The organism is Photorhabdus sp. HUG-39, from assembly GCF_963878365.1.
GTDB lineage: Bacteria > Pseudomonadota > Gammaproteobacteria > Enterobacterales > Enterobacteriaceae > Photorhabdus > Photorhabdus kayaii.
Map to the genome: position 1 here is coordinate 23,061 of NZ_CAWNWY010000014.1, position 14,498 is coordinate 37,558.

General features: G+C 41.3%; 12 protein-coding genes and 3 pseudogenes. 6 read left to right on the forward strand and 9 right to left on the reverse strand.

Going from position 1 to position 14,498, the window contains the following annotated elements; genetic code table 11:
• Positions 1-162 precede the first annotated feature (162 nt).
• Both dinG and AAC155_RS10985 read left to right on the forward strand, forming a co-directional pair.
• Complete coding sequence (dinG, locus tag AAC155_RS10980) at positions 163-2,310, forward strand: ATP-dependent DNA helicase DinG (RefSeq protein ID WP_113042172.1); 2,148 nt, start codon at positions 163-165, stop codon at positions 2,308-2,310.
• A pseudogene (locus AAC155_RS10985) lies at positions 2,310-2,600 on the forward strand (LysR family transcriptional regulator); the annotation flags it as partial. The gene dinG and the pseudogene AAC155_RS10985, both read left to right, overlap by 1 nt.
• Here the strand turns inward: AAC155_RS10985 and AAC155_RS10990 are convergent.
• The 6 genes and pseudogenes from AAC155_RS10990 to AAC155_RS11015 all read right to left on the reverse strand — a co-directional run.
• Positions 2,582-2,830 (reverse strand): annotated as a pseudogene (locus tag AAC155_RS10990) (aldo/keto reductase); the annotation flags it as partial. The pseudogenes AAC155_RS10985 and AAC155_RS10990 overlap by 19 nt on opposite strands.
• The gene (locus AAC155_RS10995) at positions 2,784-2,999 is read right to left on the reverse strand and encodes a hypothetical protein (protein WP_158536551.1); all 216 of its coding nucleotides are present in this window, start codon (positions 2,997-2,999) and stop codon (positions 2,784-2,786) included. The pseudogene AAC155_RS10990 and the gene AAC155_RS10995, both read right to left, overlap by 47 nt.
• 276 nt (positions 3,000-3,275) lie before the next feature.
• Positions 3,276-3,497, reverse strand: coding sequence for an alkylphosphonate utilization protein (locus tag AAC155_RS11000; RefSeq protein ID WP_112876135.1), 222 nt, complete (start codon positions 3,495-3,497; stop codon positions 3,276-3,278).
• A 136-nt stretch (positions 3,498-3,633) separates the two neighbouring features.
• Positions 3,634-3,786 (reverse strand): annotated as a pseudogene (locus tag AAC155_RS11005) (DNA starvation/stationary phase protection protein Dps); the annotation flags it as partial.
• Positions 3,787-4,190: 404 nt separating this feature from the next.
• A complete protein-coding gene (gene rhtA, locus AAC155_RS11010; RefSeq protein WP_113042173.1) occupies positions 4,191-5,084 on the reverse strand; it encodes a threonine/homoserine exporter RhtA in 894 nt (297 codons plus the stop codon).
• 488 nt (positions 5,085-5,572) lie between these two features.
• On the reverse strand, positions 5,573-5,983 hold the full coding sequence (locus AAC155_RS11015; protein ID WP_113042174.1) for a toxin: 411 nt from the start codon (positions 5,981-5,983) through the stop codon (positions 5,573-5,575).
• A 1,342-nt stretch (positions 5,984-7,325) separates the two neighbouring features.
• Between AAC155_RS11015 and AAC155_RS11020 the strand changes: the two genes are divergently transcribed.
• Positions 7,326-8,921, forward strand: a complete 1,596-nt coding sequence (locus AAC155_RS11020; protein WP_113042175.1) for an ABC-F family ATPase — start codon at positions 7,326-7,328, stop codon at positions 8,919-8,921.
• A gap of 98 nt (positions 8,922-9,019) precedes the next feature.
• Here the strand turns inward: AAC155_RS11020 and moeB are convergent, their stop codons facing one another.
• The 3 genes from moeB to AAC155_RS11035 form a co-directional block, all read right to left on the reverse strand.
• Entirely contained in the window at positions 9,020-9,772 is a 753-nt protein-coding gene (moeB, locus tag AAC155_RS11025; RefSeq protein WP_113042176.1) for a molybdopterin-synthase adenylyltransferase MoeB, read from the reverse strand.
• Complete coding sequence (gene moeA / locus AAC155_RS11030; protein WP_113042177.1) at positions 9,772-11,013, reverse strand: molybdopterin molybdotransferase MoeA; 1,242 nt, start codon at positions 11,011-11,013, stop codon at positions 9,772-9,774. The genes moeB and moeA overlap by 1 nt, the downstream gene beginning before the upstream one ends.
• A 225-nt stretch (positions 11,014-11,238) precedes the next feature.
• Positions 11,239-11,985, reverse strand: coding sequence for an SDR family NAD(P)-dependent oxidoreductase (locus tag AAC155_RS11035; RefSeq protein WP_113042178.1), 747 nt, complete (start codon positions 11,983-11,985; stop codon positions 11,239-11,241).
• Positions 11,986-12,351: 366 nt separating this feature from the next.
• Between AAC155_RS11035 and AAC155_RS11040 the strand changes: the two genes are divergently transcribed.
• The 3 genes from AAC155_RS11040 (at position 12,352) to folE (ending at position 14,494) form a co-directional block, all read left to right on the forward strand.
• Positions 12,352-13,539, forward strand: a complete 1,188-nt coding sequence (locus AAC155_RS11040) for a YbfB/YjiJ family MFS transporter (RefSeq protein ID WP_390904676.1) — start codon at positions 12,352-12,354, stop codon at positions 13,537-13,539.
• 80 nt (positions 13,540-13,619) lie between these two features.
• Entirely contained in the window at positions 13,620-13,817 is a 198-nt protein-coding gene (locus tag AAC155_RS11045; RefSeq protein ID WP_146748088.1) for a hypothetical protein, read from the forward strand.
• A 17-nt stretch (positions 13,818-13,834) separates the two neighbouring features.
• A complete protein-coding gene (gene folE / locus AAC155_RS11050; protein ID WP_113042180.1) occupies positions 13,835-14,494 on the forward strand; it encodes a GTP cyclohydrolase I FolE in 660 nt (219 codons plus the stop codon).
• Positions 14,495-14,498 lie beyond the last annotated feature (4 nt).

Here is a 14,498-nt window from a genome sequence, read left to right on the forward strand (position 1 = left end):
TTGTTCTCAGGTGTTGTAGAAAATAGGCAGTATATAGCGTTCTGAATAGCTGGCAAGGTGCTCACCAATTTAACAAACGAGTTGATTGTCGCCTCGACATAAAGCTGATTTCATTTTTGCTCTGTGGGACAATAGCGCTCCGGTTGTATGGCAGAGAATCCAATGGCACTTTCCAATTCAATAAAAAATCAGATAAGTCAGTGGTATAAGATATTACCTCAACATATTAATGGTTTTATTTCTCGTGTTCCTCAGCGGCAGATGATTGCCGAAGTTGCAAAAACGCTTGCGGATCAGGAAGGTCGTCATTTGGTTATTGAGGCGCCAACGGGAATCGGCAAAACCCTTTCTTATCTGCTACCTGGGATTGCTATCAGCAGAGCGGAAAGTAAGCCATTGGTCGTGAGTACGGCGAATGTCGCTTTGCAAGATCAGATTTACAGTAAAGACCTTCCTCTGTTGCGTAAAATTATTCCCGATCTGAAATTTACCGGGGCTTTTGGTCGTGGTCGTTATGTTTGCCCACGCAATCTTGACGCTATCTGTGCAACCGAGAGTGAGCAGATCGATCTTATGTTTTTGGTTGAGGACAAAACAGAGCTTGCCAGTAGTGAAGAGAGGGAATTGTGTGGTCGGTTGCGTAGTGATTACACAACTTTTGCCTGGGATGGGTTGCGTGATCACCATAAATTGGCTTTGTCCGATGCTTTGTGGGGGAAAGTGAGTACGGATAAAGTAAATTGTTTGGGACGTAACTGTCAGTATTATCATCGTTGCCCATTTTTTATTGCTCGCCGTGAGATAGAAAATGTCGATGTGGTGGTTGCTAACCATGCGTTAGTGATGGCGGCATTGGAGAGTGAATCGGTACTCCCTGATGCTAAAAATTTGTTATTGGTACTCGACGAAGGCCACCATATACCGGATGTTGCCAGGGATTCTCTGGAAGTGGAGGGGGAAATCACTCTGTTTCAACTTAATGGTCAATTAGATACTTTTGTTCGTCATGTTGAGCAATATCTGGTGCAATTCCATCCGGCAAAGCCACCACGCTTAGCTAATGCCAGTCGCCTTAATGAACACAGTGAAAAACTACGGGAATGCTTTAGAGAGCTCGCAATTATCACTCAGGCGTTTTTATCTGAAAAGAATGAACTAGATGAGTATCTGTTTGAGATGGGTAAATTACCGGATAACTTGCTACTTTGCTGCCAACAGCTATTTAAATTGACCGACGGTTTACGGGGTTTGGCAGAAGCGATACTGAATGATTTGACTGAGCGGACGGCTAAACAGGATATTGTCAGATTGCATCGGTCTATTTTGCATACTAGCCGTACGCTTGGATATTTTGAAAATATGACTAAGCTGTGGCGTTTAGCGGCGTTGGAAGAGTCATCCAGTGCGCCGGTATCAAAATGGCTTAGACGCCGTGATGAGAAAAATCAGTCACACCTCTATTTCCATTGTGCCGGTATCAGAGTCAGCGAACAGCTTAATCAACTGCTTTGGCGTAGCATTCCTCATGTGGTTGTGACATCGGCAACGCTTCGTTCTCTGAATAGTTTTTCCCGTATTCAGGAGTTGACTGGGTTGACTGAAAAAGCAGGCGACCGTTTTGTCGCATTGTCATCACCTTTTGATCATGTACGGCAGGGTAAACTGGTTATTCCCAAAATGTCATGGGAGCCGACACTGCACAATGAAACCGCTCATTTGCAAGAGATGGCGTGTTATTTCAGAGCTCAATTGCTGAGGCAGCAACATAAAGGCATGTTGGTTTTGTTCAGCAGTCAGAGGGCGATGGATATCTTTCTCTCTTATGTAACGGATTTACGTCTGATGTTACTTGTGCAAGGGGATCAGCCACGTTATCGGTTAGTGGAAACACATTGTCAGCGTATCAATGAAGGGCAGTGTAGTGTTTTGATTGGATTGCAATCTTTTGCGGAAGGGCTGGATTTAAAGGGGGATTATCTGTCCCAAGTTCACATTCAAAAAATCTCATTTCCGCCAGTGAATAATCCAGTCATTATTACTGAAGGCGAATGGTTGAAATCACTTAAACGTTATCCTTTTGAAGTGCAGAGTTTACCAAGTGCTTCTTTTAGCCTGATTCAGCAAGTAGGAAGACTTATTCGTAGCCATGAATGTTATGGTGATGTGGTGATTTATGACAGGCGCTTACTGAGCAAAAGGTATGGCCCAAGATTATTGCAAGCGCTGCCCATTTTCCCTATTGAGCAGCCGGAAGTTCTTTCAGAGACAGAAATTGGGGACATGAATACTCTTTTGCAAGGAAGGCAATAATGAAGGCAAATTCAGAAGAGTTAACAATTTTCGTGTCAGTAGTGGAAAGCGGGAGTTTCAGTCGTGCGGCGGAACATCTGCAATTAGCAAATTCCGCTGTGAGCCGTTCTATAAAAAAACTTGAAAAGAAACTGGGTGTGAGTCTGCTCAATCGCACAACACGTCAGCTTAGCTTAACCGAAGAAGGTAAGCGTTATTTCCGCCGAGTTTAGCATGTACTACAAGAAATAGCAGCCGCTGAAACTGAACTTATGGAATCTAAACATACGCCAAGTCTCTCTTTAAGACTTGGTATCAGTTTTTCTTTACTTAAATTTTCTGTCCAGATTTTTGTCGTGATATAGATATCTTCACGGGCTACACCGCTTTCTTCTATGGCTTGCCCTACCGCGGTTTCATTCTCATAAATCTGTGCTGTATCAAGCGCACGATATCTCAATTCAAGAGCATTTTTTACTGATGTAATAACAACATCATCTTTCAGACGAAAAGTACCTAATCCAAATGCAGGAACAGACATAATAAACCTCATGTAATATTTGATTGAGAAAGGTTTTATTATCATGAGATAAATTGCAATAAAAAAGAGCAATAAATGCAGAAGTCTTTTGCTGATATGGCAAAGATATAATATACCCGTCATCTTTCAAGTTGCCTCTTTGTTGGCTGCACTCGCTCACCCCGGTCACATAGTTATCTATGCTCCCGGGGATTCGCTCCCTTGCCGCCGCGATCCATCTTGAAATCCATAGGGTATATAAGTTAATTTAAATAAATTATTTAAGGGAATACGAACATGTTTACTTCCAGATTAACGATGTTGCACTTATTTATGTGAATCTACCACAGGCAATATCTCTGTGGGCTTATTTTCACTTAGCAAAAAATGCCGGCCTTTTGCGATACCCTCTTCATGGAGAGGGTTTTCGGCTAATTTAGTAAATAAAATCGATAGAAAAGGCGATTTATCCTACTTTTTTCAGAAAACAGGTTTTTAATACTAACCCTCTGATTTTATCTGCGTTACATTCGATTTCATCGTCACGATGGGTAAGACGGATATTTTTAATCAAAGTGCCGCGTTTTAACGTTGCTGATGTGCCTTTTACTTTTAGATCTTTGATGACCTGTACAGAATCGCCATCATTAAGTAAGGTGCCATTGCTGTCTTTTACTTCGGTGTCCATTTTGTTATTTCCTCAAGTTATTTCTGAAAATAAGTGTGGATTATAGACAATTTGTACTGATTTTTAAAGGATATGGCGAAATTTGTCTGTGTGGAGGACATCTTATGATGTATTTTACTGCTCAACGCTTGCTTCAATGTGCTTGTTTGGTAAGCAGCGAAAGATCAATAAATTGGATCACCATGTGGTTTAGAATTTCAATTGTTTCCTGCTTAATGTCATCATCGACATCATTACGAGTATACCCGTCATCTTTCAAGTTGCCTCTTTGTTGGCTGCACTCGCTCACCCCGGTCACATAGTTATCTATGCTCCCGAGGATTCTCTCCCTTGCCGTCGCGATGCATCTTGAAATCCATAGGGTATATAAAGTAGTGTGGATGTCTTTGTTTTGACTAATTTGGCAGTCTCCATAATAATTTTACCTTGATGTTAATAATGAGTTTTTCATTGATGAGATGAATGTAACTCGATATTAGTCTTAAATCATATAGTTTATTCCTATTAAATCAATAGTTAATTTTTATAGGAAAATATTGACCATAAAATTTTTAGATTAATATTAAAAAATATAATAATTTATCAGGTAAATCTGTTGAGTAATTTTGACGTGAATGAGTTTTTTATTCATGAAAAAACCGGAGAATGACTTTATTCCTCCGGCTTCTATTTTATTTCGATTAAATAAAATGATTAATCGATTTCGGTGATTTTAGGCTTTCTTTTTATTGTTGATGTAGATCCGATGGAGGCAAAAATAATACAGAACAGCGCCAGCCATTGCGTTATAGTTAAATGTTCATTCAGAAACGCAATACCAGATAGCGCACCCAGCGCGGGTTCAAGGCTCATTAGAGTACCAAATGTTTGTGCAGGTAAACGGGTTAGAGCAATCATTTCCAGTGTATATGGGAATGCAGTAGACAGAATTGCAATTGCCAGTGCCAGAGGGAGAATTGACATATCAAATAATAATTCTGGCCCCGTTTGTATCAAACCGACAGGGAAAAATATCATAGCAGCGATAAATGAACCAATAGACACCGTTGCGGCTCCATGGCCTGCACCGGCGCGTTGGCCGAAAATAATATACAGTGCCCAGCAAACACCTGCGCTGAGCGCATAAATAATCCCTATAGGATCTAAACTATTAATATTATTATTGCCAATGGGTAGTAGGAAAGCTAAGCCGGCGATAACCAATGCCACCCAAAGAAAATCTATTGGTCGGCGTGATGAGAACATAGCTACAGCCAATGGGCCGGTGAATTCAAGAGCCACGGCAATACCTAAAGGAATAGTTGTCAGTGCCATATAGAATGTATAATTCATCGCGCCAAGAGCAATACCATAGGTAAGCAGTGGCATGATGGATTTTCGGCTAAAACGCAAGCGCCAGGGTTTAAAAATAATAAACAGAATGATAGTTCCAAGACCTAGGCGCAGTGCGGTAACACCCGGTGCACCGATGACCGGAAACAGCGTTTTGGCAAGAGAAGCACCACCCTGAATTGATGTCATGGCAAGCAGTAACAGTATTACAGGTATTAATGGAAAGGTACTCTTTTGGAGCTTGGAAGGAGACATCCGGGCAAAACCTCAAATTAAAATCAAGTGATTTGGCCGACAATCTTCGCAGTGAAATGCAGATAACTCAATAGGTTTAGAGAATATAATTTTAGCGAAATATTTTTCATTTATTAGACCATATTATATGGTTATAGTGAAATTAAATTTCATTATTGGTATATAATTCTGTATAAATTTACATTGTATTTTAATATGTTGATAATTTAGGGATTACAAGTGATGAAGGTATTTACTACAATCTGGTTAATTCTTGATTTCATATACCCTATGGATTTTAAGATGCATCGCGACGGCAAGGGAGTGAATCCCCGGGAGCATAGGTAACTATGTGACCGGGGTGAGCGAGTGCAGCCAACAAAGAGGCCACTTGAAATCCATAGGGTATAACTATATTAGTTATCAAAATAAATAAACCATTCCTGTTGTATAGATATTAATTAAAATATCTTCTCACAGGAATGGTTGTTAATACTAATGATTAAATATTAGCTTACAATCATATATTCTACTATTGGATTATTACCGCCATCTGCTGTATAGGATAAATGTAAATCATCACCTAAATAATCGGTTGAGATTGAGTAGCTGCTGCTGCCAATCAAAGGGTTACTCCATGTAACATAGATACTATAGATTTCGCCTTTACTATCTACAAATACATAGGTACAGCGCCCTGCAACACCACCTAACAGGCTGTTTGAATCACTTCTCCAAATCGCTTTTCCAGGCGTGTTATCATTGCTTCTATTAATGACTTGAGGAGGAAGAGTGGTCCACTCACCTTGATCCAGACGAATAGAATCCTGAATAAGTTTAAGTTTATATATTGATTTGTTAGTTACTTTTGCAATAACGCTGATTGGTGCTTTTAAGGAGATTGCTTCGATCTCTGACATAGTATTACCTCTTGTGATTGATGTTAAAAATATGATTAATAAATTCCAAGATTTTAATTTAGCCTATTATGGTTATATAAAATAACTTGGGGTGGAACCAACCTTCTTCGCTATATTTGATAGCTTATTTTACTTCCTATTAGAATTCCTTTTCTTTATGTTTCCTAAAAATCAATTTTTATATCTGAGTCTTTTTATTTATCGTTATCACCATTTTATTACTATTTTTGATAATTTTAATATTTTAAAAGATTAAAATTAAAAGCAAACTATCTATTCATTGGTGTAGATAAAAAGATTTATTTTGTCTCGATGTTTTTTAAGATACCTTTTCTCTCAGATAAAAGTCAATTTTTTTGCTCTTTGTGTTTTATTATAAAATAACAACCGGTTAATTATATTTTCGTACTTAAAAACGTAGATATAGATGATAAAATATGTCTATGTTTTTTAATAACTAATATATAAAACGGCTATAATGGCAAATAAAAATAGAACGCCAATTTTATGACGGGAGAATAATAATTTATTATTTTTTGAACATTAATTCATCATTATATTGATGAGATGTTAATGCGTTGTAATATTGAATGAGTATAACTTAGCAATATACCCAATGGATTTCAAGATGGATCGCGACGGCAAGGGAGCGAATCCCCGGGAGCATAGATAACTATGTGACCGGGGTGAGTGAGTGCAGCCAACAAAGAGGCAACTTGAAAGATGACGGGTATAGATTGTATTTATTTTGAATAGCGATAAACGTATTAATTTGATAAGCCTTTATTTTTGCTAGGAAGTTTATTGATTTATTGATTAACAAATATTTGGATAATGAGATGAAATTATATTCACTATAGGGACTATTACATCCTTGATGAAAAAATTGTAAAAAAGGAAATTATTGTGAACGTAATGTCATTAATCCCTAATATGTTTATTTGCAATGTGCCAATATTGATTTCTCTTATTTTCTTCTTTGTGCCTGATTTGAAAGCACATTCCGCATCAAATTAAATCACAGTATCGTTTTGTCATTTAGAGTACCAATAGAAAGCTTGTTACTATTTTATTAAAAGTAAAAAATCAAAGCAGTCTATTTTTAGATATTAGCCGTCAGATCTTGCAAGCAAGCCTTTGAGTTGGAGGAGCGCCTTGGGATGCCGGGGCTGCTCCTAAAATTTTAACACTGTTTTAGTGAATGAATTTGCAGTACGATATAAGTTAATTAGCTCGAATAACGCTCAAAACTCTCCGCGATCTCTTAACACTATTGTGGCATAATGCGCCGCTATCGATTTTTCCGATTTTCCTTTTGTTTCTAAATGTAAGAGCGAATGCAGTGTTAAGTACAAACAACATCACCATGCAATTTGGCAGTAAGCCCCTGTTTGAAAACATTTCTGTCAAGTTTGGCAACGGTAACCGTTATGGTCTGATTGGCGCTAATGGTTCCGGTAAATCCACTTTTATGAAAATTCTGGGAGGTGATCTGACACCCTCTGTCGGCAATGTCAGCACCGATCCCAATGAGCGTATTGGTAAACTGCGTCAGGATCAGTTTGCTTTTGAAGAGTTCACGGTGTTGGATACCGTGATTATGGGGCACACGGAACTGTGGCAGGTAAAGCAGGAGCGTGACCGCATCTATGCAATGGCAGAAATGAGTGAAGAGGATGGCTATCGCGTTGCGGATCTGGAAGTCGCTTATGGCGAGATGGATGGTTATAGTGCCGAAGCGCGAGCCGGAGAGTTGTTGCTAGGCGTGGGTATTCCAGTAGAACAGCATTACGGTTTGATGAGCGAAGTGGCACCAGGCTGGAAATTGCGGGTATTGCTGGCTCAAGCGCTGTTTTCTAATCCTGATGTTCTGTTATTGGATGAACCGACGAATAACTTGGATATTGATACGATTCGTTGGTTAGAGCAGATACTGAATGAACGAAATAGCACTATGATCATTATTTCCCATGATCGCCACTTCCTGAATACGGTTTGTACTCATATGGCCGATCTCGATTACGGTGAATTACGTCTGTTCCCCGGTAATTATGATGAATATATGGTTGCCGCCACTCAGGCCCGTGAACGTCTGCTCGCGGATAATGCGAAGAAGAAAGCACAGATTGCGGAGTTACAGTCTTTTGTCAGCCGTTTCAGCGCTAATGCCTCCAAATCAAAACAGGCGACTTCCCGTGCTCGTCAGATTGATAAAATCCAGTTGGGAGAAGTTAAGGCATCCAGCCGTCAGAATCCTTATATCCGTTTTGAGCAGGATAAGAAATTATTCCGTAATGCTCTGGAAATAGAAGGTTTAACTAAAGGTTATGACAATGATCCTCTGTTTAAAAATCTTAATCTCTTGCTGGAAGTTGGTGAGAAACTCGCTGTTATTGGTGCTAACGGTATTGGTAAAACAACTTTCTTGAAAACGCTCGTTGGTGAAACAGAGCCAACCAGTGGCACAGTTAAATGGTCTGAAAATAGTAGCATTGGTTACTATGCTCAGGATCATGCCAGTGATTTTGACTGTGATCTGACGGTTTTTGACTGGATGAGTCAATGGAAGAGAGAAGGGGATGATGAACAAGCTGTTCGTAGCGTATTAGGCCGTTTGTTGTTCAGCCAAGATGACATTAAGAAAAAAGTCAAAGTATTATCGGGTGGCGAAAAAGGGCGGATGCTATTTGGTAAGTTGATGATGCAACAGCCAAATATTCTGATAATGGATGAACCAACAAACCACTTGGATATGGAATCCATTGAATCCCTGAACCTCGCGCTTGAATTGTATAAAGGTACTTTGATATTTGTTTCTCATGATCGGGAGTTTGTTAGCTCATTGGCAAGCCGAGTTATGGAAATTAAATCTGATAAAGTCATTGATTTCAAAGGTACTTATGATGAGTATTTGAGAAGCCAAGGAATTGTTGAGTAATAATCTTGTGGCATAAATCGCCCTAGTTGAGATAACCGGGGCGTGTTCTTTCTATTGCTTGTTATTTCTATTGCGTGTTATTTCTATCGGTAAATAGATTAACTGTTGCACACCTCGCAATTGGGATCTTTAAGTAATTTAATATCACGAAATTGCATCGTCATTGCATCAAACAGTAAAACCTTTCCGCTGCTGACTTTGCCGTATCCAGTAAGGAGTTTGATGGTTTCCATTGCTTGTAATGTACCGATGGTGCCGACCAATGGCGCCATAACTCCCGCTTCTACGCACGTCAAATTGTTTTCGCCAAACAGTCTGCTCAGGCAACGGTAGCAGGGGGCATTTGGCTGATAAGTAAATGTAGTGAGTTGTCCTTCCATGCGAATAGCGGCACCAGAAACCAGAGGCGTTTTCCTTGTCAGACACAAGCGGTTCAGTTGTTCGCGGATTGCCACATTATCAGTACAATCTAAGACAACATCATTCTGGCTGATAAGTTCATCTAGCGCCTGATCTTCCAGTAATCCATTAACGGTTTTAATCGTGACATGTGGGTTTATTGCCCGGAGCGTCAATTGGGCTGAATGCACCTTAGCCATGCCGATACGTTCATCTCGATGCAGGATCTGCCGTTGCAGGTTCGAGAGAGAAACAGTATCAAAATCCAGTAGTGTTATTGTTCCCACACCTGCCGCGGTCAAATATTGGGATGCTGCGCAACCTAAACCACCGGCACCGACTATCAGGATCGCCGAAGATTTCAATTTTTCCTGACCGTCAAAATCAAACCCGCGTAGAACAATCTGACGGTTATAGCGTAGGGTTTCTGTGTCTGTTAGTTCAATGGTCATTATTCATTTTTCAGTAAGTGATTGAACAATTCGATTTCAACATTTTCACCAATTTCTACCCGCCCACGTTCACGTTCCAGAACAATGAAGCAGTTCCCCTGACTGAATGAACTAAATATATGAGAGCCTTGATGCCCTGTCGTACAGACTTCTAATTGACCTTGTTCATTCACCGAAGCAATACCTCGTTGGAAATCCATTCTCCCCGGCGTCTTTTTCAATGGCGTGGTGACCTTGGCGCGCATACGCATAGGGGGTTGCCATGCTGTAAAACCGGATAGACGAGCGATTAAAGGTTGAACTAATTGATAGAAAGTGAGAACGGCTGAAACTGGATTACCGGGCAAACCACAGAACCAGGCGTTTTTTAGTTTGCCAAAAGCGAAGGGTTTACCCGGTTTAATTGCCAGTTTCCAGAAACAGATTTCGCCTAATTCATCCAGTATCTGCTTGGTGTAGTCTGCTTCACCCACAGAAACACCACCACTGCTGATAACTAAATCAGCTTGTTGATCTGCTTCACCAAAAACATGGCGTAAAGCTTGGGGATTGTCTGCAATAACCCCTAAATCAATAACATCGCAATCCAGTTTTTCCAGCATGAGTCGAACGGCAAGACGGTTGGTATCATAAATTTGGCCTTCCTTCAGTGGGTGACCGATAGCTTGTAGCTCATCACCGGTCGAGAAAATGGCGACTTTTAATTTGCGAACGACTTCAACGTCGGTGATGCCTAAAGATGCAATTAGCGGTAACTGAGCGGTGGATAATTTGCTGCCTGCCGGTAGTACCACCGCACCTTCAGTAATATCTTCGCCGGCCAGACGGATATTCTGGCCTTGCTTGGCTGGCTGAGTGAAGACAATGCCATCATCAGTAATCTCTGCGTGTTCTTGCATAATGACCGTATCAGCGCCTGTGGGAATAGGTGCGCCAGTCATAATGCGGATACAAGTTGCAACCGGCCATTCTCCTTGAAAAGGTGCGCCTGCTAGTGCTTTTCCTGCCAGAGGTAGTGGTTTACAGCTATTTAAATCCGTATAGCGTACGGCATAACCATCCATTGCTGAGTTAGCAAAAGGCGGCACATTGATAGGAGAAATAATATTTGTTGCAGTAATGCGTCCTGATGTTTGCGGGAGGTTGACGGTTTCTGTGTCAGTCAGTGGTGTAACTTGCGTCACAAGTTTTTCCAACGCCTGCTGCAAAGAGATCAATCCAGAGGTGTGACAGTGATCCATAATGATGCTCCCAGATAAGGTTTTTCATTAGGCATTATGGCAGAGATCATCCTATGTGTGAGTGATATTTGGCTTTGATGAGTATCCTATGTTTCATAAATGCGGCGATATTGGTCTCGGTGGTCCAAAGCGCCGCAACATGTGATAAATATGCAGAACATCACGATTAACCTGGCGTCAGGGAATCTGCTGTTGTCATAGCCAGGTCACAAAGCGGACAAGAGATTATAAGGTTTGACCACTGTCAACGGTTATGACTTGTCCTGTCATCGATTCTGCTTTTAACAACATTAAGGTTATTTCTGCAACATCTTCTGGCGTTGAAATTCTTTCTAAGGGCAAATAAGTGCAAAGCGTATGCATTTTCTCTTCTTTCCCTTTCCACCATCTGGTTTCAACGGCGCCTGGCGCTACGCAGTTAACCCTGACCGATGGAGCCAGTGCCCGAGCTAAGGATCTTGTTAGTCCGTGAACCGCTGATTTGGAAGTGGCATAGGGGATACAAGAACCTAGGCCTGTTTCGCCGGCGATACTACCGACATTCACGATAGCACTCCCTGTTCTTGCTTTAAGATAAGGCGCGGCATACCGGCAACAATGAAATGTGCCTTTCACATTAACATCAATAATGGTATCCCAAATATCGCTAGATATGGCATCAAGATCTTCAAATTGAAGTTGTCTGGTTGTCGCCGCGTTATTTACCAGATAGTCGATCCCGCTAAACTTTTCCACGACAGTGTTTATCATCGCCTGCACAGCCGATTCGTCGGCAACATCCGCTTTTATCGCGATAGCTTGCCCCCCATCCTTGATAATGGCTTCTGTTGTTTCCCGCGCTTCAAGTTCACTTTGTGAATAGATCACTGCGACCGCAGCACCTTGTTTCGCCAGCATAATACTGATAGCCCGTCCTATACCGGTTCCACCACCGGTTACAATGGCTGTCTTACCTTGAAATACTTTATACATAACAATGCTCCTTATTAATATTTGTACATAACATGATGAATCATATCTCTTATAGACAGGTTTGTTAGTACCGTTTTGGCATTATTGTGTGGAAGCCTGACTAATTAAGCTAATGTTGTGTTGTAAAACTCGATTTAGCCTTAGTGGAGGTAACTTATTAGAGGTAAAAATAAATAAGCGGCGCAGAGTAAGAAAATTCATATATGCTGACATTCCAGATACTGTAATTAATTGCTTACTGATTTTTTATTTATGGGTAGAAATAATTTACGTTTTTCTGGGAATTTTGTTAATTAAAAGTGTGTATTGTATTTGATTTCTGTTTTGGATTGTGAGAAATAAATTAAAAAATAATATCTTATGGCTATGAACAATTCAATGTCTCCTCAACAAAGTCACCGCTACCTAGCTTTTCATATCGCAATGAGTGGATTTTTGGCGCTAGTCGTCGCTATGGGAATTGGGCGTACTGCTTTCACTCCTCAAGTACCTTTAATGATCGCAGAATTCCAGTTTAGTCTGACTGGGGCCGGTATTGTTGCGGCTTTTAACTATTTGGGATATCTGGCCGGCTCCTATGATGCAATGCGGGCGCGCCGTTTGATTGAATATCGGCTTTGGGCCGGATTATGGGGAGCAGTGATTATCACATTGCTCTCTGCACTATTGTATGGGGCGATATTGCACAGTATCGCCCGTTTTTTTATTGGTTGGGCAAGTGGTTGGACATTGGTGCTAGTAACATCATGGGCCAATGAACAGTTGGCTAAATTGAATCGTCCTGCGTTGAGTGCTGCCATATTTGCGGGGCCGGGAGTCGGGATATTCGTTACTGGTATCCTTGCTATCGGTATTCAAGCATGGCAAGTGAGTGCTTCCGAAGCATGGATGTTGTATGGCATTTTGGCGCTGATTTGCAGTATCTATATTAGTCGGCATTTGCCCCGTAGTGGTGAGTTACACCGTTCACAGGCTGAGGTGAAGAAACTGACTTTGACACCTGCAATTAAGCGGCTGGTATGGGGCTACAGCTTAGCCGGCTTTGGTTATATTTTACCTGCGACTTTTCTTTCACAAATGGCAAGTGATCGTTTCCCTGGCAGCTTGTTTGCACAGTTTGTCTGGCCAATATTTGGTGGTGCCGCAGTCATCGGCATCGGTTTTGCTATTCTGACCCGCCATATGCTGACAACGCAAATCCGACTTGCGATCACTTTATGGATTCAGGCTGTGGGCATTCTTATCGCTGAGATCATTCCGGGAATAGGTAGTCTGGCATTAAGCTCTTTGTTGGTTGGTGGTGGTTTTATGTGTGTGGTGCAAATGGGGTTTCAGTATGGGCGTGAATTAGCGCCAGAACATAGCCGTTATATGGCTGGGTTATTAACCACCGGATATGCTGTCGGGCAGCTTATTGGGCCGATGTTGTCAGCGGTTTCTACCGCAATAACCGGGAGATTGGAGCCAGCATTATATGTTGCATTGATTACCTTGGTCATTGCCGGGTTGTTGGTTTGTAACAGGAATAAACCGACCAGAGAAGTGCGTGTGTAAAAAATTCATATATACCTTATGGATTTCAAGATGCATCGCGACGGCAAGGGAGCGAATCCCCGGGAGCATAGATAAACTATGTGACCGGGGTGAGTGAGTGCAGCCAACAAAGAGGCAACTTGAAAGATGACGGGTATAATTATGAAAAGCAATCACTGGATAATCACCACGTGCTCATTTACAGTGTGTGCAATAGTTACCTGTTAGTCGTGATTGTTTCAGTGATGGTACTTATGACTCGAACATCAATTGACTACCCGCCAGATGATGGAAAGTAATGTCTTTGGAGAAAATAATGTCATCCTTAAGTAAAGAAGCTGAGCTTGTGCATTCGGCGCTGGAAGCTCGTGGTCTTGAAACGCCTTTGCGTGGTCAGGCATTGGTGCCGGAAGTGCGCAAAGCGCGGATTGAGGAGCATATGACGGAAGTTATGAAACTGTTGAATCTTGATTTGCGTGATGACAGTTTGGCAGAAACCCCAGGTCGTATTGCGAAAATGTATGTCGATGAGGTTTTTTCAGGATTGGACTATCGCAATTTCCCGAAAATCACATTGATAGAAAATAAAATGAAAGTGGACGAAATGGTGACCGTTCGTGATATCACACTCACCAGCACCTGCGAACACCATTTCGTGACCATTGATGGCAAGGCGACGGTTGCCTATATTCCAAAAGATAAAGTGATTGGGTTGTCTAAAATTAACCGTATTGTGCAATTTTTTTCTCAACGTCCACAGGTTCAGGAGCGTCTGACCCAGCAGATCTTGATTGCATTACAGACACTCCTTGGTACCAATAGTGTTGCCGTATCGATTGATGCGGTTCATTACTGTGTGAAAGCACGGGGCATCCGTGATGCAACCAGTACCACGACAACAACCTCCTTGGGGGGATTGTTTAAATCTAGCCAAAATACTCGTCAAGAGTTTTTACGCACAATTCGCCATGTGTAATTTT

Coding starts and splice junctions, on each gene's coding strand:
- dinG (WP_113042172.1), top strand. CDS start 163: ATGGCACTTTCCAATTCAATAAAAAATCAGATAAGTCAGTGGTATAAG.
- AAC155_RS11000 (WP_112876135.1), bottom strand. CDS start 3,497: ATGGACACCGAAGTAAAAGACAGCAATGGCACCTTACTTAATGATGGC.
- rhtA (WP_113042173.1), bottom strand. CDS start 5,084: ATGTCTCCTTCCAAGCTCCAAAAGAGTACCTTTCCATTAATACCTGTA.
- AAC155_RS11015 (WP_113042174.1), bottom strand. CDS start 5,983: ATGTCAGAGATCGAAGCAATCTCCTTAAAAGCACCAATCAGCGTTATT.
- moeB (WP_113042176.1), bottom strand. CDS start 9,772: ATGACCATTGAACTAACAGACACAGAAACCCTACGCTATAACCGTCAG.
- moeA (WP_113042177.1), bottom strand. CDS start 11,013: ATGGATCACTGTCACACCTCTGGATTGATCTCTTTGCAGCAGGCGTTG.
- AAC155_RS11035 (WP_113042178.1), bottom strand. CDS start 11,985: ATGTATAAAGTATTTCAAGGTAAGACAGCCATTGTAACCGGTGGTGGA.
- AAC155_RS11040 (WP_390904676.1), top strand. CDS start 12,352: ATGAACAATTCAATGTCTCCTCAACAAAGTCACCGCTACCTAGCTTTT.
- folE (WP_113042180.1), top strand. CDS start 13,835: ATGTCATCCTTAAGTAAAGAAGCTGAGCTTGTGCATTCGGCGCTGGAA.